This is a genomic window from Streptomyces tendae, from assembly GCF_014650435.1.
GTDB classification, from domain to species: domain Bacteria; phylum Actinomycetota; class Actinomycetes; order Streptomycetales; family Streptomycetaceae; genus Streptomyces; species Streptomyces tendae.
Genome location: NZ_BMUY01000010.1, coordinates 255538 through 274056 on the forward strand (window position 1 = coordinate 255538; position 18519 = coordinate 274056).

An 18519-nucleotide genomic window follows, 5' to 3' on the forward strand; every position below is an offset into this window, starting at 1 on the left:
TCTGCACTCATTCGACGATCGGACGATCACCGGATGCGGGCACGGGGCGGGCGTCCGCGGGCGGGGAGCGCGGGGGTGTCCATGAGTGACGTGCATTCACTGGGAAGCGGCAGACCAGGTCTCTCGCTCGGTGTGCGGATCATCAGCCTGGTCGTCCTCGTCGTGATCGGCGCCGTCGGCGCCTGGCTCAAGCACGACGCCTCCGGGCGGAGTGCGCAGCCGCGTACGGAGTTCACCACGGACAACCCGCCCCCCGGTCTGCCCGCCGCGCTCACCACCGGCCAGCACCTCCACTGGTCCCGCTGCACCTCGCCGCCGGCCGCGCGCACGGCCTACGAATGCGCCGTCATGAAGACCCCCCTCGACTACCGGAAACCGGACGGCAGGACGATCGACGTCGCCCTGATCCGCCGCAAGGCCACCGGCCCGAACGCCCGGCGCATCGGCTCGCTCGTCCTCAACTTCGGCGGTCCCGGCGTGTCCGGCGTGCGCGGACTGCCCGAACGCCTCAACCAGTACAAGCCTCTCCTCGACCGCTACGACCTGGTCTCCTTCGACCCGCGCGGCGTCGGCGCGACCATCCCCGTGCACTGCGGGAAGACCGCGGACGACACCGGCTTCGACGGGGCCGACGCCTGCGCCGAGCGCTCCAGGGCGCTCTTCCCGTACATCGGCACCTCGCACACCGCGCGCGACCTCGACCTGATGCGCTACCTCCTCGGCGACGAGCGGCTGCACTACTTCGGCGTCTCGTACGGAACGGCGCTCGGCGCGGCCTACGCCCACCTCTACCCGTCGCACGTCGGACGGCTCGTCCTCGAGGCGCCCGTCGATCCGACCGAGGACCTCAGCGAGGAGCAGTTGTCGCAGGTCAAGGCGGTCCAGGCGGCGTTCGACCGGTTCGCCGCGCACTGCGCGGCCCGTATCCGCCACTGCCCGACCGGCGACGGGCCCGAGGAGGCCGCGCGACGCATGGCGCGCCTGTCCGACCGCTTGGCGAAGAAGCCCGCCCCGGCAGGCGGCGGGAAGAGCCTCGACGCCGACGACCTCGCGTACACCGTCAGCGACTTCCTCGGCCTCGGCACGGACGGCTGGCCGCCGCTCGCCAAGGCCCTCACCGCGCTGATCGACCACAACGACGCCGGTCCGCTGAGCGAGGGCGCGGACGGCTCCGGCTCCGCCGACCGCGCGTCGAGTCCGCACGACAGCAGTCGCGCCGCCCTGATCGCGATCACCTGCGCGGACTCCAGCCTGCGCCCCGGCTTCGAACGCCTCGACCGGGACGCGGCCCGCATCGAAGCGGCCTCACCCGTCTTCGGCGAGGCATGGTCCACCGGCGTCTACCTCTGCTACGACTGGCCGTTCGACGGCGAGCGCGTCACGCCCCGGGTGAGCGCCGACGGCGCGGCTCCCGTCCTCGTGGTCGGCGGCACCGGCGACCCGACCACCCCGTTTCCCGGCGCCCGCCACATGGCCCGCGCGCTGGGCGACGGTGTCGGCGTGCTCCTGACGGCCGAGGAGGAGGGTCACGGCACGTACCCGCAGAACCGCTGCGTCACGGAGGCGGTGGACACGTACCTCCGCACGGGCCGCACCCCGGCCGTGGGGACGGTGTGTCGGGGCACCATGTCCTGAGGCCCGGCCCGTACGTACGGATCCGCCGGGCCGTCAGCCGGGACACTGGGACGCTGGGACACTGACAGCGTGGACGCACTCGCCGGACTGCTGGAGGGCCCCAGGGCCCGTGGCGCCTTCATGATCCGCGCCTGTTTCGACCCGCCGTGGGCGGTGCGCGTCGAGGATCAGGCGCCGCTGACCGTGATGCTGATGGTCCGCGGCGACGCCTGGATCGTGCCGGACACGGGGGAGCGGCTGCGGCTGCGTGCCGGGGACCTGGCCGTGGCCCGCGGCCCCGACCCGTACGTCTGCGCCGACGACCCCGGCACCGCCCCGCAGGCGGTGATCCTGCCGGGCGGCGCGTGCAGTTATCCCGACGGACGCCCCCTCAACGGCTCGATGGACCTCGGCGTACGCACCTGGGGCGACCGCTCCGACGGCGAGGCGGTCCTCCTCATCGGCACCTACCTCGTCCGCGGGGAGATCGGCGGCAGGCTCCTCGACGCGCTGCCCCCGCTGCTGTCCCTCACCTCCGAGGACTGGGACAACCCCCTCACACCCCTGCTGATGACGGAGGTGACACGGGACGAGCCGGGCCAGGAGGTGGTCCTGGACCGGCTCCTGGACCTGCTGGTCATCGCCGCGCTGCGGGCCTGGTTCGCCGGTCCGTCGGCCGAGGCCCCCGCCTGGTACCGGGCCCTGGGTGACCCGGTCGTCGGCCGGGCACTGCGGCTGCTCCAGGACGACCCGGCGCACCCGTGGACGGTCGCGTCGCTCGCCGCCAAGACCGGCGTCTCGCGCGCCGCGCTCGCCCGCCGCTTCACCGACCTGGTCGGCGAACCGCCCATGGCGTACCTCACCGGCTGGCGCCTCGCCCTGGCCGCCGATCGGCTGCGGGACGGGGAGGACACCCTTGGCGCGATCGCCCGTCAGGTCGGCTACGGGAGCGCGTTCGCGCTGTCCGCGGCGTTCAAGCGGGAGTACGGGGTCAGCCCGCAGGAGTACCGGACCTAGCTGCGGGCAGTCGTGCCGCTTGGGCGGCACGGGTGGGCGCAGCGGCACCCCGCAACGCCGGGCAGCGCACACCCCGGCAGGCACCGCCCCCGCACCGGGGTCATGCCGGAGCGGGGCGACTGCCCGCAGCTACGGCGTAGCCTGGCACGCGTGTACGTGGAGCGGGTGTCCCGGTTGGCCGGGGCCGTGGTGTGGACCAACACCCCGACCGGATCCGGCCCCGGGCGCATCCTGCCCGACGGCTGCATGGACCTGCTCTGGCACGACGGACGGCTGCTGGTCGCGGGCCCCGACACCCACGCCTACGTCACCGAGGGCGCCCCAGGCCCCTGGGCCGGCGTCCGCTTCTACCCCGGCACCGCCCCCGCCCTCCTCGGCGTCCCCGCCGACGCACTGCGCGACCGGCGCGTCCCCCTCACCGACCTCTGGCCCGGCTCCCGCGCACGGCACCTCACCGCCCGGGTGAACGCGGCCCCCGACCCGGCGACCGGCCTGGAGGACGCCGCGCTGTTCCGCGCCGCCGAGACCGGGCCGCCCGACCCGCTGCTGGTCCGGATCGTGGCCGCCCTCGACGCGGGCCGCCCGGTCGCCGCCACCGCGGACGCCCTCGGCGTCGGAGCCCGCACGCTGCACCGCCGCTCGCTGGCCGCCTTCGGCTACGGCCCCAAGACGCTGGCCCGCGTACGGCGACTGCAACGCGCCCTCACCCTGGCCAGGGACGGCACGCCCCTCGCCGAGACGGCCGCCCTGACCGGCTACGCGGACCAGGCCCATCTGGCGCGCGACGTGCGCGAGTTGGCGGGTGTGACACCCGGTGAGCTGCTGCGTGACTAGGGCGGCCGTGCAGCAGGGACGGAACTAGCCCCTCCGCCCTGCGAGCGTGTCCAGGGTGTCCGCGACCGGGGTGGGGTCCAGAGGGCCGACGTGTGACGCGTCGGGGAAGTCGTGCACGCGGAAACGGTTGCCGGGCGTGGCCGCGTCGGCTTCGGCGATCATGCGATCCTGGAGCGCGGTGGCGATCGTACGGTCCTTGCCGAAACGCAGATACGTGCGGGGAACGCGTCCCCAGGTGCCGGCCCGGCCGACCGCCCGGCCGGCATAGGCGGCGACGGGCTCGTCGGTCTGCATGCCGGCCAGGATCCGGCGGAAGTCGGCGTCGGGGTAGTCCGCGCAGATCATCTCCTTCAGCAGGGCCAGCTCACCGCTGACACCCGTGCGGAAGTTCAGCCGCAGCACCCCGAGCCGGTCCGGGTCACCCACCGTCAGCTCCACCGGGCTGACGGCGTTCGCGTTCTCGGGGGCCGCCGTGCAGGCGTCCGCCGTGGGCAGGACGCGGCTGGGACAGAAGGCCGCCATGTAGCAGATGTGGTGCAGCAGGTGCGGGACGGCGTCGGCGACACGGCTGACCGACACGCCACCCAGGCTGTGCCCGACCAGCACCACCGGGCCGTTGCGTGCGGCCCGCCGCACGATGCCCGTGACGCGCGCCTCGTAGTCGTCCAGCCCGAGGCCCTTCAGCGGGGAGGGCTCGACCGCCATCGCCGCGAGGTCCTGCCGCTGGTAGGACTCGGCCACGAAAGCCTCCGCGCCGTGCCGCGGCTGGTCCACCATGACGACGCGGTGGCCCCGCAGCGCCAGTTCCCGCGCGATCGGTACCCAGAACGCGCCGGCGCTGTGGGTACCGTGCACCAGCACGTAGGTCGCGACCCCGCGACGCTGGGCCGCCGAGGCCGCCGAGGCCGCCGAGGCCGCCGAGGCCGCCGAGGCTCCAGGGCCGGTGGCCAGAGCCATGCCTCCCACCGCGAGTCCCAGTCCGCGCAGCGCCGTCCGCCGGGTGGCGCTTTTTCCTTCTTCGTTCGTGTCGTTACTCATGAACACAACGCTATGAACGGCCCGTTCGGCCCACCAGCGGTCCAGCACCCCCACCGCGGTGGACCCAGAACCACCCCGCACGTTCCGTTCAGGTCAAGCCGGGCCCTCCGGCAGCGGTGCGAACAGGTCGACGCCGTGGCCGTCCGGGTCGTTGACGACGGCGTACCGCTGTCCCCAGGGGGCGTCCCAGGGCTCGCGCTCGCCCTTGCACCCGGCGCCCGTCAGCTCCGCGTAGAAGGCGTCCACCTCCTCTGGCGTGTCGCACAGCAGGGCGAGGGAGTGCCGCCCGCCACCGGCCGGCGGCTGCCAGCCGGGGGTGAAGGAACGGACGGAGTCCTCGGTGTCCAGGAGCAGCCGGATGCCGCCCGGCAGTCCGGCCTCGGAGTGCGGCTGTCCCTCGGAGCCCTCGGGGAAAGCGAAGCCGAGCCGGCGGTAGAAGGTCACGGAGGCGGCCATGTCGGAGACGACGAGGCCGATGGCGTCGAATCGTGCGGTCATGGGCTCACCGTAGGCGGGGCGTGCGAGCCAGGTCTTGAAGAAAACGGACACCCGGCCGCCGCGCGCCTCAGATGCTCCTCAAGTCCGTTGAACGGCACGGGGTGTCCCGTCGATCATGGCTGCATGTTCGGACGACTCGCCCCACCGGAACTCAACGTTCTCGTCCTGCGCGACACGGACGTCGTCGCCCACCGCATCCGTCAGGCGCTCGCCGAGGCGACGCCGGAGGAACGGCCCGGACTGGAGCGCGCCGCCGCCCTGGTCGAGCAGGCCGCCGCGGAGCCCGACGCCGCACTGCTCGCCCGCTGGGTGCACGAACGCCTCGCCGCGGCCGGCCACGAGGGCCCCGTCGACTCCGTCCGGGCCGTCAAGACCCTGCGCGAGGCGGCCCCGGGACTCAGCCTGCGCCAGGCCGTGAAGCTGACGAAGGACGCCGCCGCCCACCAGCCCTAGTACCGCTTCGTTGACACCCCCGCGACCCCAAGCCCTTGCCGGCGGCGGCCGGTCACGGAGCACTCCGTGGCCGGCCGCCGCCGTGCGGGCCTGTCCGGCCGTACAGCCGTATGGCCGGGAGTTGGGGTGTCAGGTGAAGGGCAGAGGGTCCGGCAGGAGCCAGGTGGCCGCCGCCGCTCCACTCACCAGGGCCGTCGCCCAGCCCACCCAGGGGCGCCCGGACAGGGCCCGGGCCGCGTGCGCGGCCTCTGAGGTGACGACCACGCCGCAGACCAGCGCCAGGAACAGGTCGTCCCAGGCCGCCTCCGGCCGGCCGACGACGAGCCAGCCCGCCGCGCATCCCGCGAGGCCCACGGCCATGTACGGCCACGGCGCGTACTTCGCCGGGTCCGGCACGGCGCGTACGCGGTGCGTCAGGATCAGGACGATGTCCGCGACGATCGCCGCTATCGCAATCACTGGTCCTCCATGATCAGAACTTGCATGCCTTCTTCAGAGCCGGGATGCCCAGCAGGGCCGCGACCGCCTTGCGATGCGCCGACGTCAGCTTGCGGCGCTTGGCGTAGGTCTGGATCAGCTTCGCGGTCTTCTTGACCCCGATCTTCTTCACCAGCTTCACCGCGGTCAGGACCCGCTTGGAGCTGCCCGCCGGCGTGAAGGTGAAGATGAACCCCGACACCGCCAGTGCGCACTTGGCGATCTTCTTCGTGGTGGACCACCAGGAGGGGTCGATCACGATCGGGAAGGCGCTGTTCGCGTCGAAGTCGACGTGCTGGACCAGCTTGTCGCCCCCGACCTTGTAAGCGGTCGGCACGTCGTTGCCGGCGGCGTCCTTGGCCCAGGGGGCGTCGAAGAATCCGGCGGCGTCCGAGGAGGGCGCCTTCCCGGCGTTCTCGTCGCCCGCGGCGTAGAGCGAGACCGAGCCGTCGTCGTGCGTCACGGCCTTCATCCCGGCGGGGATGGTGAAGCCGGTCTCGTAGTCGTGCGGCGCGCTGCCGTCCTTGAGGATGTTCAGCGTGCGCGAGCCCCCGTCGACGGTGGGCTGCACGACGGTGTCGACCGGCCCGGACGAGGTGTAGACGACGTTGCCGCCGACCTGGGTGCCCTTGGTGCCCGCTGCGGGGATGGTCAGCCTGTTGGGCATCAGGTCGTTGCGGATGTCGATGGCGTTGTTCCTGCCGTCCCAGGGAACGGAGACCACGTTGTCCTCGGTGACCGCGATGGCGGCGTAGGAGGAGTCCGACGAGGTGGCGGCGGTGACGTCCGCGGCGTCAGAGTAGGTGTTCGCCAGGCCGAGGGCGTGCTCGGCCGCCGTCGGCTTCCACGCCGTGTCGACGGTGAAGCGCACCGGGTCGGACCAGCCGTTGGCGTAGTGCGTGCCGTCGTAGGCGGTGGTGCGGAAACTGTAGGTGTGGCCGGACACGAGCTTGCCCGCCGGGACCTTCACCTGCGAGGTGCTGTTGGCCGGCACCGGGGCGGCGTTGACGGTCGTGACGACCTTGCCGGTCGCGGTGTCGGTGATCTCGTACGTCCCGGTGATCTCGTCCTCGCCGTTGGTGTCCACGGTGGAGAACCGCAGGACGGGCGTGGTGGTGTTCACCCGGAAGATGCCACCGGACGAGATGAAGGGCGCGCCCGCCTGGAGGTTCACCCCGTTGTACGGACGGTAGTTGTACGTCACCTCCAGAGTCGGAATCTGGTTCTCGTCGACGGCGTTGGCGGACCGGAACCGCTTCCAGCCGTACGTGTCGGACTCGTCGGTGGCCTTCAGCGCCAGGGAGCCGGTCTCCGCCCGGGCGGAGGACCAGGTCTGCGCAAGTTCGGTGATGTCGGCCGTGACCCAGCCCGTGTTGTTGCAGCCCGCCGACCTGGTCTCGGTCGAGGTGGCGATCTTCTCCGTCATCGCGGGCTGCTTCGTCCACCGGGTGCTGGTGTCGGCGGCTCCCGCCGACCACACCTCCCAGGGGCGCTTCTCGCACGACCAGGAGTGGTAGTTCCACAGCTTCAGCGACGCCTTGGACACCAGCGCGTCGGCGAAGTTCGCGGTGCGGAAGGTCAGGAACGACCGCGCGACGCGCTTGGTCGTGCCCTCCTTGTCACCGGGCCAGCCCACCTTGAGGTCGGTGCTCGCGGACTGGTCGGTGGTGTCGCCGCCCTGCACGAAGGTGTCGAAGAGCGTGTCGAGGGCGTCCGTCGCCGGGTCGATGGTGACGGGGTACTGCGTACCGCGGGCGGCGAGCCAGTCGGTGTCCGGGTGCAGGGCGAGCTGCACGGTGGTGCCGGACTGGGTGACGTCCATGGCGACGCGCCTGCGGTTGACGTGCTCCCCGGAGCGCGGGTCCACCTGGCTGTCCCACATCGTGGGGGCCGTCGCGACGGTCTCGCCGGAGTCGTCCACGAAGTCGACGCCGCCGCCGGTGGCCACCTTGGCGGTCATGCCCTCGGGCAGCACGATGGGCAGCACCAGGGGTGCGCCGCCGCGCGGCGCCCGCCGCAGCTCGAGGAACTGCTCGAAGCCGGTACGGGTGGCCTCGACTATCAGGTCGCCGCCGGGGACGGCGTTCTCGTAGGTGGCGGTGTGGCCGGACAGCCGCGGTGCGGGCAGGCCACCCTTCCACTGGACGGCGATCCGCTCGTCGCCGCTGCCGAGGGTGACCAGGTCGCGGGCCTGCGTCCGCGGTGCGGCGGCGGCGCTGCGCAGCGAGGGCGCCGTGGTGCCGCCCTTCCCGGCCAGGGCGAGCCCCTGTGGGTGCGCCTTCGCGACGACGTCACCGTCGGCCTTGCGGCGGAGGTCGACGTCGACGTCCGTCCAGCGCCCGTCCTTGAGCATCCGGACGGGCGCCACGGAGGTCTCACGGGTGAGGGTGCCGTCGGGGTTGGCGAAGACGGTGTCCGTCTCGGTGCGCATCTGCAGGACCTCGACCCGGTGGTCCTGCATCCGCGCGGCGGTCTGTGCCGCGTCGACGCTCTCGGCTTCGGTGATCGGGTGTGTCCTGAGGTGGTCGACCGCCTCCAGCAGCCCGGAGACGGCGCGTTCCGCCTCGGTGTCCCCGGGACTGGTCCCAACGGCCGCGACGGCGACGTTGGGCGTGGCCAGGAGCACGGCGGTGGCGGCCAGCATGGCTATGCCCGAGGCATGCCAGGTGGTTCTCATGTGTGTACTTTCCATGGTCTCGGCACACGACCCGCCGATGTCGTTCCCCCCGGCGGGTCAGGCCGCAAATGATCTTTGAGCGGCGCAATAGAAACACATGTCCTACAAAAATAGCCACTTCGCCCTCTGAACCGGACATCCGCGGCGTACTTCACCGAAGGGTTACGCCTTCAACGGGCTGTACCACGACTGGACTTGCGGCTTGCCCCGCCTGCGACCCGGCCTACGGTCGAGTGCCGTCGATGCGCTCGAGCAGCGTTCGGGCTTCGACGGTGCGGTGGTGGTCCGGGCCGAAGGAGGCCAGGCAGGCATCGTGAGCGGCTGCGGCCCGACGGCGGGCATCGGGAACGCGCCGCAACCCGAACAGGGCAGTGGCGAAGGCCGGTTCGACGGCGCCCCTTTGTGGAAGGCGTTGGTGGTCGGGAAGCGAGCGGCGGCACATTCCGGCCTGCCGGCCCAGCGAGGGTCAGCTGCTGAGCCTCATGCCCCGGGAGCATACGGATGCCGCGCGGGCTGCTCGGCGCGCGGCCAGGTGTGGAGAGACGGCGTGAGCGGGCTGGACCGGGCCCCACCGATGTCGCCCCCCGGGGGGAACACCTGTACGGCAGGATGGCCGCATGATTCGTCATGCGCGTGTCCTGCCGGTGCTGGTGCTGGCCCCGCTGCTGCTCACCGCCTGCGGCTCCGAGAAGGCGGGCGACCCCGGCCCGTCCGCCCCCGCCTCCGCGCCCGCCTCCGCCGCCGGTCCGGCCGCGGACCCCGGCACCGGCGAACTCGCCTCCCGCGCCCAGGCGATGGGCGTGGCCCCCGAGCTGGTCTACGTCACCGAGGCGCCGAGCTTCACGCTCGCCCAGCAGTCCGTCGGCGTCCTCGGCGACGACGGCTTCTCCGCCACCTGGGTCGACGGAGAGACCAACGCGCTGCTGCGGCTCGCCGTCGACCGGGGCACCATCACCGCCGGCACCTGCCCCGAGCAGCCCGTCGGCGACATGTCCGGCGAGCCCACCACCTGCGAGCGCGACGGCGGCGCCTGGTACCGCACCGGCGCCGGACGCCACGAGTACGCGCTGCCCGAGGAGGGGCACGTCGTGCGCGTGTCCGCCGAGACGGACGCCGTACCGCGCGACGTCCTGCGCGCGGCCGCCCTCGCCGCCCACCGCCCCGACGCCGCCGAGACCGACGCACTCCTGCCCTCGGTCGAACCCGCGCCCGCCACACCGGTCGAGCGAGGCGACCTGCCCTCGTACGGCGACGGGGCCCCTGACAACCACGTGGACGTGGGCGGCTGACCTCGGCCGACCCGGTTCAGCGCCCGCTCGGCTCCGACGGCGGGCGGGCGCCCCGCAGGAACTGCGCGACGGCGGTGTCGACGAGCCCGTCGAGCCGCTCCGCGTCGATCATCCGGCTGTTGACCATGGTGGTGATGCCCTGGACGGTGGCGTAGAGGATGATGCCGACCTCCTCCGGATCGCCCTCCTGCAGCGCGCCGTGTGCCTGGCCCTCCCTGATCAGGTCGGTCACCTGGCCGAACGCGGCGGCCGCCGCCCGCGCGACGTCGTCCGCTCCCGGTCGGTGCTTGCCGGAGTTCATCAGTTCGCAGAGCGCGGGATTCTCCGTCGCGAAGTGCGCGAACGCCACTACCGCGTCCCGCACCCGCGAAGGGAACGGGCGCTCGCCGCCGCCCTCGGCCAGCGCCGCACGCAGTACGGCGCCCAGGCGAACGAAGCCGGCCTCGGCGAGGGCGTCGAGCAGCGCCTGGCGATCCGCGAAATGCCGGCGCGGTGCGGCATGACTGACACCGATCTCCCTCGCGAGGTCCCGGAGGGAGAGCTGACCGGCGCCGCGTTCCCGCAGGCCGCGCTCCGCCGCGTCGAGGAGGGCGGAACGGAGATTGCCGTGGTGGTAGGGCCGCTGCGGGGAGGGGTCGGGCATGCGGCCCAGCATACCGAGCCAATGTTGTCATTGACTACTGTGTTTCCAGTGTCTACATTGACGTCATGTCCGCTTCCAGTCCGCCCAAGAAGGAACTCGTCGTCGTCTCCGGGGCCTCGACGGGCATCGGAGCCGCGACGGCCCGCGCGCTCGCCTCGACGGGCCACCACGTCCTCGCCGGTGTCCGCACCGACGCCGAGGCCGACGCGATCCGTGCCGCGGGCGTCGAACCGGTCGTCCTGGACATCACCGTTCCCCGGCACATCGACGCGCTCGCGCGGCGCATCGCCGACGACCCCGAGGGACGCGCACTCCGCGCCCTGATCAACAACGCGGGCATCGAGGTCAACGCACCCGTCGAGGTGCTACCGCTGGAGAAGTGGCGCGAACAGTTCGAGGTCAACCTCTTCGGACACATCGCCGTCATCCAGAAACTGCTGCCGTTCCTGCGGCGGAGCCGGGGCCGGATCGTCAACATCAGCTCGGTCGGCGGAGTGGCCGCGCTCCCGATCTTCGGTGCGTACGCCGGGACGAAGTTCGCCCTCGAAGCCGCGAGCGACGCCCTGCGCCGGGAGGTCAAGGACCAGGGCGTCCAGGTGGTGGTGGTCCAGCCGGGCGGGGTGCGCACCGACATGGCCGCCCACAGCGGGGACATCTCCCTGGGACTCGCCGACGCGATGAGCCCGGAACACCAGCGCCTCTACGGAGACCTGGTCAGATCGACGGTCGCCTCGAACACCGCCTTCCTGAAACGCGCCCTGCCCGCGGCGAAGGCCGGTGCGAGGATCGCCGTGGTGGCCACCACCGCCCGGCCGCGAACGAGATACACCCTCGGTCGGGACGCCGCGCTCACCGTCCCCCTCGCCCGCCTGCTCCCCGACCGCCTGATGGACCGGGTGCTCGCGGCCAGTCACCGGTCCCGGCGCCCGGCAAGGACCCCCTGATCGCGACCGGTGCGCTACGCCGTGAAGGCCGCCACCGTGTCAAGCCCCGCCTGCCGCAGCGTCCGGTGGACCGACGGGCGGGCTCCCCGCACGGTGAGGGCGACCGGCTCCGGCGTCCGGGTCACCGTCCGCAGCAGCGCGTAGGCGCAGGCCAGGTCGATGTGGTCCAGTCCGGTCATGTCCAGGGTCCAGGCCCCCGGCTCCCGCAGCCGCGGGTCGAGCAGCAGCTCCTCCAGCACGCCCAGGGCGTGGGCGTCCAGGTCCCCTGCGAAGGCCAGCACCGCGTGCCGCTCGTCGACCTCGGCGATCCTCACGGGTGCGTCCGTCACGACAGCCTCCTCGATGGGTCAGTGCGTGCGTGGCGTGCGTCGTCTCCATTGTCCCCCAGTCGACGCGGCAGCGGCGGCCCGGAATAGATCCCGGCGGCATGGCGCTGTGTCTTGAGCGGTACGAGAGTGCGGCGAAGGGCTGGTGGGCGCATGCGGTCAGGCCAGACGAACCCCGTGGTCAGGACGGTCCACGGCGCGGTACGCGGCAGGTACGAGCACGGCGTCGCCGTCTTTCGCGGCATCCCGTACGCAGCGCCGCCCTTCGGTCCGGGCCGCTTCCGCCCGCCCGTACCCCCCGAGCCCTGGGACGGCGTCCGCGACGCGGGCTCCTTCGGCCCCACGGCCCCGAAACCGCCGTACTCCGAGGCATTCGCCCAGTACCTCTCCGACCCGGCGATCCCCGGCGACGACTGCCTGAACCTCAACGTCTGGACCCCCGAGCCCGGCCCCGGCGCCCGCCTGCCGGTCCTGGTCTGGCTGCACGGCGGCGCCCTGACCAGGGGATCCTCCGCCGTACCGGTCTACGACGGCCACACCTTCGCCCGCGACGGCGTGGTCTGCGTGTCGATCAACTACCGACTGGGTGTGGAGGGCTACGGCCTGTTCCCGGACGCCCCCGCCAACGCCGGACTGCGCGACCAGATCGCCGCCCTCCAGTGGGTGCGGGACTCCATCGCGGCCTTCGGCGGCGACCCGGACCGGGTCACCGTCGCCGGCCAGTCCGCGGGCGCCATCAGCACCGGCGCGCTCCTCGCCGCGCCCGCGGCCCAGGGGCTCTTCCGGCGGGCCGTGCTCCAGAGCGGCGCACCCGAGGCATCCGACCGCGACAAGGTGCGGCGCATGGTCCGCCGGATGGCCTCCCGCCTGAAGATCCCCGCCACCGCCGAGGCGTTCGCCGCCGCCGACCGCGGCCAGCTGCTACGGGCCCAGGCCGAGGTGGGCCGCTTCAGCAGCCCCGTACTGGGCGGTCCCGGCTTCGGCCTCGTCGTCGACGGCGACGTGCTGCCCCGTGATCCGCTGGAGGCGCTCGTCGACGGCGGCGCGGCACCTGGCGTCGACCTCATGATGGGCTGGACCCGCGACGAGTACCGGCTCTGGCTGGTCCCCGGCGGCCTGCTCGAACGCGTCGACCGGCTCGGCGCGGTGGCCCTCGCGGGCGCCCGCGCCCGCTGCCACTGCGGTAACGAGGTGGTCCGCGGCTACCGCGCGGCGCGCCCCGACGCGGGAGCCGCCGAAATCGTGGGCCAGCTCGTCACCGACCACCTGCTGCGCATCCCGATGCACCGCCTGGCCGACGCGCGGCCCGCCTCCTCGCACGTCTACGAGTTCGCCTGGCCGTCCAACCTGCCCGACCTCGGCGCCTGCCACGCCCTGGAACTGGGCTTCGTCTTCGACTCCGGCGACGGCCCCGACGCGCGCAGACTCGCGGGCGAGGGCGCTCCGCAGGACTTGGCCGACGCGATGCACGGGGCGTGGGTGCGGTTCGTGGAGTCCGGCGACCCCGGGTGGCAGGCGTGGGACGCCGCGCATCCCGTACGGGTCTTCGGCGACGGCGCCCCGTACACGGCCCACGGCCCGCTGGACGCCGAGTACGACCTGTGGAAGGCCGACGTCACCGTGCCCCGAACGCCCCGAGGAACGCGGCCCAGGCGCCTGGTCCGACGGTGACGTGTCCCTGCGGGGCTTTGGAGTCGCGGATGTGGATGGCGGTGGGTTCTTGGGCGACCTCGATGCAGTTGCCGCCGTCGCTTCCGCTGTAGCTCGACTTGAACCATCGAAGTGCGCTGCCGCTCATTGGTCTCCTAGTAGACGGTCCAGAAAGTCCCTCGAGTCCTCAGGGGTGAGGGCCTGTGACCGCAGCATCGCACACCTCTGCGTAAGGATGGCCACCTCGTCGGGAGCAGCGATCAGTTGGCTGCCCCGCTGCGTTTCCGTGTAGGCGAGCCGTTGGTGATCAGGTGTCTCCAGGAGCACGAACGGCCCGTCCAGTGCCGCATGGGCAGTGCGTGCCAGCGGCAGAATCTGAATCGCGAGGTTCGGGAGTTCGCAGTATTCCCGCAGATGGCGAACCTGTTGCAGGAACACCGCCTTGCCGCCCAAGTGGTCTCGCAGCACTGCCTCCCAGATGACGAAGCAAGTGATGGGCGGGTCCTTCCGGTGGAAGAGAGCCTGGCGCTCGACACGAGCCATCACGTGACGTTCGACCTCGTCGTCCTCAAGGGCGGGGATGCGGCTGCGGAACACCGCTCGGGCGTAGCCCTCGGTCTGAAGCAGCCCTGGCAACACCTGGTTCTCGTAGGAGGAGATGACGATTGCCTCCCGCTCCCTGTCCAGGAACTCCTCCGCCCACAGCGGGACCAGGTCCACCTCCGGCATCTTGCTCAGCGCGATCGACAACGCCCCCTTGGTCCCCAGGAGTTCGTCGAGCTGCTCGGCGAGGTCCGGTTTCAGTGGCCGTCGGCCCTGTTCGATCGAGGCGATCTGCTGCTCGCCGATGACGAAGCGCTCGCCCAGGGAGCGTTGGGTGTGCCCCGCCGCCTGTCGGTAGAGGGCGAGCAGCGCGCCCACCATCTTCATCGCGGAGGCGTTCCTCCGTGTCGTCGTGCCCATGAGGTCGAACTCCCCACCCGCGCGCGTACGTTCACCAACGCGCACCCGTACAGACCGGCTGTACGGCCATGCGCACTGTCCCATGATGACCACGGAGCGTGACCCTCGTCACGTGAACAACGAAACTCCACCCCCGCCCCCACGCGAGCGCTTCTACCGCCGTGAGCGCCGGTCCGTCCCCGCCGCGCGGGCGTTCGCGAGGGAGACGCTCGCCGACTGGGGCGTGCGCGGGCGCGCGGACGACGTGGTGCTGTGCGTCAGCGAACTGGCGACCAACGCCCTGCTGCACGGTGTACCGCCCGGCCGGGGCTTCCTGCTGAGGCTCGGGCTGCTGCCCTGCGGGGACGGCGTACGCGTCGAGGTCCACGACAGCGGGGACGGCGTACCGGCGGTGCCCCTGGACCCGGACGGGTCGGACGAGGGCGGGCGCGGACTGCTGCTGGTGTCGGAGCTGGCGGACAAGTGGGGTGTGACGGAGCGGGAGCCCGGCAAGGTCGTGTGGTTCGAGTGCGGTGTCCCGGCGGACTGACGGGGCACACCCGTCTGCCCTCGGGGGCCTTCACCGGATCTCCACGCTCCGTCAGGTGCGACGCGTCAGGCCCAGCAGCCGTTCACGGTCGCGGCGAGGCCGTCCATGGCGTCCTTGATGTCGCTCGGGTCGGCCGTCGAGTTGTTCTCGATGAAGGAGAAGATCCGCCAGTCGCCGTCGTCGGTCCGGGTGACACCGCTCAGGGCGATGGCACCGGTGAGCGTGCCGGTCTTGGCGTGCACCTTGCCGACGGCGCACTCGGAGTTGGGGTCGTCGAAGCGCCCCCACTCCGGGCCGAGGCTGGCCCCGGCCTCGCCGGCGACCGGCAGCCCCTCCAGGATCGAGCCCAGGGCGGGGGACTCCGTGATCGCGTCGAGGAGCTGCGCGAGCGTCGCGGCCGGGATGCGGTCGGCACGGGAGAGGCCGCTGCCGTCGTGCATCTCGAAGTTGTCGAGGGAGATGCCGTACGAGCTGAGCACCTGGCGGACCAGTTCGACGCCGCCCTCGAAGGTGGCGGGCTTGCCCAGCTCCACGGCGGTCATCCGCAGCAGGGTCTCGGCGATGTTGTTGTCGCTGGTCTTGAGCATCGTCTTGACGATGTCCGACAGGGGCGCCGACTTGTGCTGCGCCACCGGCACGTCGGACTGCTTCGCCGTCGTACGGCCCACCTCGCCGGTGACGGTGACGCCCTGTTCGGCGAGCTTCTTCGCGAAGACCTTGCCCGCGTCGATCGACGTGTCCTGGACGGCGGCACCGTCGACGACGAGGGAACGGACCGGCGCGATCTCGGTGGGGTAGTAGCCCTCGTTCCAGCCCTCGGCGAGGCTCGGGTCGGCGAACAGGCTGTCGTCCACCCGGACCTGGACGTCGGTCCGGCCCGCCGCCTTGAGCCCGTCGGCGGCGGTCCTGGCCAGCTCGGCCACGTCCTCGCTCGTGAGGGTGCGGTCACCGCCGCCGACGAGGGTGAGGGTGCCCTCGCCGTACACGACCTTGGTGGTGAACTCGTGGTTCGCGCCCAGCAGCGTCAGGGCGGTGGTGGCCGTGGCGAGCTTGGCGTTGGAGGCCGGCATGAGGGCGGTGGAGCCGTTGTGGTCCCACAGGGCGGTGTCCGAGTCGGCGTCGAGCACGACGCCGCTGACGTCGGTGCCCAGACGCTCGTCCGCGAGGCGCTCGTTGAGGTTCTTGACCAGCTGCGCGTCGTCGGCGGCGAGGTCGTCGACCGAGATGCCCTGCGGCTGTGCGGCGGTGTCGTCGGCGGCGAAGGCCGAGGTCCCGGCCAGGGTGGCGGAGGCCACGGGCACGGCCATGGCGAGCACGAGGGCCCGGCGTGCGCCGACGCGGCTCACTCTCGCCTTGCGGTGCCTGCGCCGTCCGCCCGGGGTGAAGGTGTGAGTGGGGGTTTCGTCTGGCGTACCAGTCATGAAGTGAAGTCCAAAGATCGGTTACTTCGTTCTGTGGGGGTGAAGCGTTGGGCACGCTACCAGCCGTCATATGAAGGGCTGGGACGAAAATTGACGGGGTGTGAACGTCTTGCGACCGAATGACGGAACGGCTGTCCGAGCGAGGTCGTGACGGGGGTTCCGCCGCTGCCGAACGGGCAGTCCCCTTGCCCCTCAGTTCCCCGGGGTGCGGGTCCTCGGGGCATCACCCCGCCAGCGGGCGCGCAGCACCGTGCCCCCGGCCACCGCCAGACCCACCACCACCGCGGCGGCGATGACCCGGCCCAGCCCCGAGCCGGTCCCGGTCACCGGTACGGCCGCCGCTGCCGCCACCACACCCGCACCCGCGCAGGCCGCGGCCGCCTCGCCCCACACCCGGGCGGTGCCGCGCCCCGACCGCCACGGCCAGGTCTCACTGGTCACCAGGTAGGCGACCAGCAGCACGACCACACCGGCGCCCTCCCACCAGGCGGGCTCCTCGAAGGCCGCGATCACCACGACGCCCCCGGCCAGCAGCGTCGTGCGGTGGCGCAGCAGCCGGTAGGACCACCAGACGGCCTCCACCGAAGGGCGCCGGTCCAGCGAGGGCGCCGCCCACACCGCGAAGGCGACCGCGCAGACGAACGGCACCGCGTCCCCTGCCGTCCCCACCGTCGCCCACGGCCGCCACGCCATCACGACGGCCGCCACCGCGAGCGCCCGCACCGGCACGGTGCCGATCCAGTAACCGAGGTACTCCCGCAGGCCGACCCGCGTGTCCGGCGCCGTCATCGGGCCCGCCCCCTTCCGCCGACCCGCCCCGACAGCAGCGGCGCCAGCGCCAGATCCAACGACTCGCCCTCGGTGTGCCGCAGTACCGGCACCCCGCTGTCCCGCAGGGCGAACCGCATCGCGTCGCGCTCCGCCCGCCACAGCCGCAGCCCCAACTCGCCCGCCTCGTCGCCCGGCTCCACCACCGGGTCCCCGCTCGGTATCTCCACGACGACCGGTCGGCGCCCCCGCGCCTGGAGGTCCCGCAGCACCTGAAGGATCCGTGCGTCGCTGAGCGGGGTGAACACGTACACCAGGGCGCCCTCCGGCAGCGCGGGCGGCGGGACCCGCTCCAGACCGTCGCCGCCGAAGGAGCGGTCCTTGCGGACGTCGAGGACGCTCTCCACGATGCGGTAGAACGCGGCATCCCCGGTGCCCGGCGCCAGCCACCGGGTGGTGCCGCCGGTCGAGACGACCCCCACCCGGTTGTGGGTGCGCAGATACGCCCGGGCGAGCCCGGCGGCCGCCCGTACCGTCTCGTCCAGGGACGACAGCCCGGTCACCGGGTCGGCGACGTCCCCGAACGCGTCGATCAGCATCACCGTGTCGGCGGCCCGCTCGGCCGCGAACCGGTGCAGCTGCACCGACCCGCGCCGGGTCGTCGACGGCCAGTGGATGCGCCGCTGCCGCTCCCCGGGGACCCAGGGCCCCACGCCGATGACCTCGACGCCCTCCCCGGACTGCGGCGAGGCGTGCTCGCCGAGCCGCTGCGGCAGCCGTACCGGGATCGGCGTGAACCGGGCCTGCGTGGCGCGCGGAAAGACGGACACCTCGGCCGCCACGACCCGCACGGTGCGGCGCACGGTGCCGCCGGGGTCGTACACGTCGACGTCCACCGGACCGAGCGACCAGCGGCCCCAGCGCAGCGCCGTGTGGCGCAGTGTCACCGTGGACGGGCCGACGACGACCTCGTCGAGGCGCAGGCCGGGGCCGAGCGTGACGCCGGGGTCCAGGCGCACGGCGTCGCCGTCGTGGGCCACCGCTATGCGGACCGTGACCGTGTCGCCCTCGAAGCAGCGACCCGGCTCCACGGTCGCCGACGTCTCGATGCGGCGGGCGTGGGCACGGGGCAGCGCGAGCGCGAGCAGCACCAGCGGTGCCGCCGCGAGCGCCAGCAGCCAGGCCCGGCCGGTGAGCAGCGCGGCGGCGAGCGCCACGGCGGCCACGGTCAGCAGCCGCAGCGTGCGCTCACTGGGACGCAGGCCGCCGGGCGGCGGGGGCGGCGGCTGCGTCGGGGAGGTACGGCCCTCCAGGGCGCGGACCACCGCCGCGTCCGGCCGGCGTGCGGGATCCGGCACGGCACCCGGTGCCGGTGCCG

Annotated in this window: 19 protein-coding genes; 8 read left to right on the forward strand and 11 right to left on the reverse strand. The window is 72.8% G+C overall.

From position 1 onward, the window contains the following. Positions 1-81: 81 nt before the first annotated feature. From IE258_RS26305 to IE258_RS26315, 3 genes are all read left to right on the forward strand, one after another. Positions 82-1635, forward strand: a complete 1554-nt coding sequence (locus IE258_RS26305; protein WP_189747368.1) for an alpha/beta hydrolase — start codon at positions 82-84, stop codon at positions 1633-1635. Positions 1636-1704: 69 nt separating this feature from the next. Next, positions 1705-2631 carry an AraC family transcriptional regulator gene (locus IE258_RS26310; RefSeq protein WP_189747370.1) on the forward strand — a complete coding sequence of 309 codons (927 nt, stop codon included), beginning with the start codon at positions 1705-1707 and terminating at the stop codon, positions 2629-2631. 150 nt (positions 2632-2781) lie between these two features. Further along, positions 2782-3465, forward strand: a complete 684-nt coding sequence (locus IE258_RS26315) for a helix-turn-helix transcriptional regulator (RefSeq protein WP_189747372.1) — start codon at positions 2782-2784, stop codon at positions 3463-3465. Between the two features lie 24 nt (positions 3466-3489). Here IE258_RS26315 and IE258_RS26320 read toward each other — a convergent pair whose 3' ends face one another. Both IE258_RS26320 and IE258_RS26325 read right to left on the reverse strand, forming a co-directional pair. Further along, positions 3490-4509 carry an alpha/beta fold hydrolase gene (locus IE258_RS26320; RefSeq protein ID WP_229892419.1) on the reverse strand — a complete coding sequence of 340 codons (1020 nt, stop codon included), beginning with the start codon at positions 4507-4509 and terminating at the stop codon, positions 3490-3492. Positions 4510-4596: 87 nt separating this feature from the next. Continuing rightward, complete coding sequence (locus tag IE258_RS26325) at positions 4597-5001, reverse strand: VOC family protein (protein ID WP_189747374.1); 405 nt, start codon at positions 4999-5001, stop codon at positions 4597-4599. A gap of 123 nt (positions 5002-5124) precedes the next feature. Here IE258_RS26325 and IE258_RS26330 point away from each other — a divergent pair, with 123 nt between their 5' ends. After that, positions 5125-5454 (forward strand): hypothetical protein, encoded by a 330-nt coding sequence (locus IE258_RS26330; RefSeq protein WP_189747376.1) that lies wholly within the window; start codon positions 5125-5127, stop codon positions 5452-5454. A 129-nt stretch (positions 5455-5583) separates the two neighbouring features. On the opposite strand, the gene IE258_RS26335 is transcribed toward IE258_RS26330, so the two are convergent. Both IE258_RS26335 and IE258_RS26340 read right to left on the reverse strand, forming a co-directional pair. Further along, the gene (locus IE258_RS26335; protein WP_153177327.1) at positions 5584-5913 is read right to left on the reverse strand and encodes a hypothetical protein; all 330 of its coding nucleotides are present in this window, start codon (positions 5911-5913) and stop codon (positions 5584-5586) included. A gap of 13 nt (positions 5914-5926) precedes the next feature. After that, the gene (locus tag IE258_RS26340; protein WP_229892420.1) at positions 5927-8608 is read right to left on the reverse strand and encodes a DNRLRE domain-containing protein; all 2682 of its coding nucleotides are present in this window, start codon (positions 8606-8608) and stop codon (positions 5927-5929) included. Between the two features lie 617 nt (positions 8609-9225). Between IE258_RS26340 and IE258_RS26345 the strand changes: the two genes are divergently transcribed. Continuing rightward, complete coding sequence (locus IE258_RS26345) at positions 9226-9897, forward strand: hypothetical protein (RefSeq protein ID WP_189747378.1); 672 nt, start codon at positions 9226-9228, stop codon at positions 9895-9897. Between the two features lie 16 nt (positions 9898-9913). Here the strand turns inward: IE258_RS26345 and IE258_RS26350 are convergent, their stop codons facing one another. Continuing rightward, a complete protein-coding gene (locus tag IE258_RS26350) occupies positions 9914-10540 on the reverse strand; it encodes a TetR/AcrR family transcriptional regulator (RefSeq protein ID WP_189747380.1) in 627 nt (208 codons plus the stop codon). 65 nt (positions 10541-10605) lie between these two features. Here IE258_RS26350 and IE258_RS26355 point away from each other — a divergent pair, with 65 nt between their 5' ends. Continuing rightward, the gene (locus tag IE258_RS26355) at positions 10606-11484 is read left to right on the forward strand and encodes an SDR family NAD(P)-dependent oxidoreductase (protein ID WP_189747382.1); all 879 of its coding nucleotides are present in this window, start codon (positions 10606-10608) and stop codon (positions 11482-11484) included. A gap of 14 nt (positions 11485-11498) precedes the next feature. Here the strand turns inward: IE258_RS26355 and IE258_RS26360 are convergent, their stop codons facing one another. Continuing rightward, positions 11499-11813: an STAS domain-containing protein gene (locus IE258_RS26360; protein ID WP_189747384.1), complete on the reverse strand. Its 315-nt coding sequence runs from the start codon at positions 11811-11813 to the stop codon at positions 11499-11501. A 150-nt stretch (positions 11814-11963) separates the two neighbouring features. Between IE258_RS26360 and IE258_RS26365 the strand changes: the two genes are divergently transcribed. Continuing rightward, complete coding sequence (locus IE258_RS26365) at positions 11964-13481, forward strand: carboxylesterase/lipase family protein (protein WP_189747386.1); 1518 nt, start codon at positions 11964-11966, stop codon at positions 13479-13481. Here IE258_RS26365 and IE258_RS26370 read toward each other — a convergent pair. Together IE258_RS26370 and IE258_RS26375 are read right to left on the reverse strand one after the other, a co-directional pair. Continuing rightward, positions 13426-13608: a DUF397 domain-containing protein gene (locus IE258_RS26370; RefSeq protein WP_189747388.1), complete on the reverse strand. Its 183-nt coding sequence runs from the start codon at positions 13606-13608 to the stop codon at positions 13426-13428. The two genes, IE258_RS26365 and IE258_RS26370, sit on opposite strands and share 56 nt — an antisense overlap. Continuing rightward, on the reverse strand, positions 13605-14423 hold the full coding sequence (locus IE258_RS26375) for a helix-turn-helix domain-containing protein (RefSeq protein WP_229892421.1): 819 nt from the start codon (positions 14421-14423) through the stop codon (positions 13605-13607). The genes IE258_RS26370 and IE258_RS26375 overlap by 4 nt, the downstream gene beginning before the upstream one ends. Positions 14424-14535: 112 nt before the next feature. Between IE258_RS26375 and IE258_RS26380 the strand changes: the two genes are divergently transcribed. Continuing rightward, complete coding sequence (locus IE258_RS26380) at positions 14536-14952, forward strand: ATP-binding protein (protein ID WP_373309933.1); 417 nt, start codon at positions 14536-14538, stop codon at positions 14950-14952. A gap of 65 nt (positions 14953-15017) precedes the next feature. Here IE258_RS26380 and dacB read toward each other — a convergent pair whose 3' ends face one another. The 3 genes from dacB to IE258_RS26395 form a co-directional block, all read right to left on the reverse strand. Then, positions 15018-16373, reverse strand: a complete 1356-nt coding sequence (gene dacB, locus IE258_RS26385) for a D-alanyl-D-alanine carboxypeptidase/D-alanyl-D-alanine endopeptidase (RefSeq protein ID WP_189747393.1) — start codon at positions 16371-16373, stop codon at positions 15018-15020. A gap of 192 nt (positions 16374-16565) precedes the next feature. After that, positions 16566-17162: a hypothetical protein gene (locus IE258_RS26390; protein ID WP_189747395.1), complete on the reverse strand. Its 597-nt coding sequence runs from the start codon at positions 17160-17162 to the stop codon at positions 16566-16568. After that, the gene (locus IE258_RS26395; RefSeq protein WP_189747397.1) at positions 17159-18499 is read right to left on the reverse strand and encodes a DUF58 domain-containing protein; all 1341 of its coding nucleotides are present in this window, start codon (positions 18497-18499) and stop codon (positions 17159-17161) included. The genes IE258_RS26390 and IE258_RS26395 overlap by 4 nt, the downstream gene beginning before the upstream one ends. Between the last annotated feature and the right edge of the window lie 20 nt (positions 18500-18519).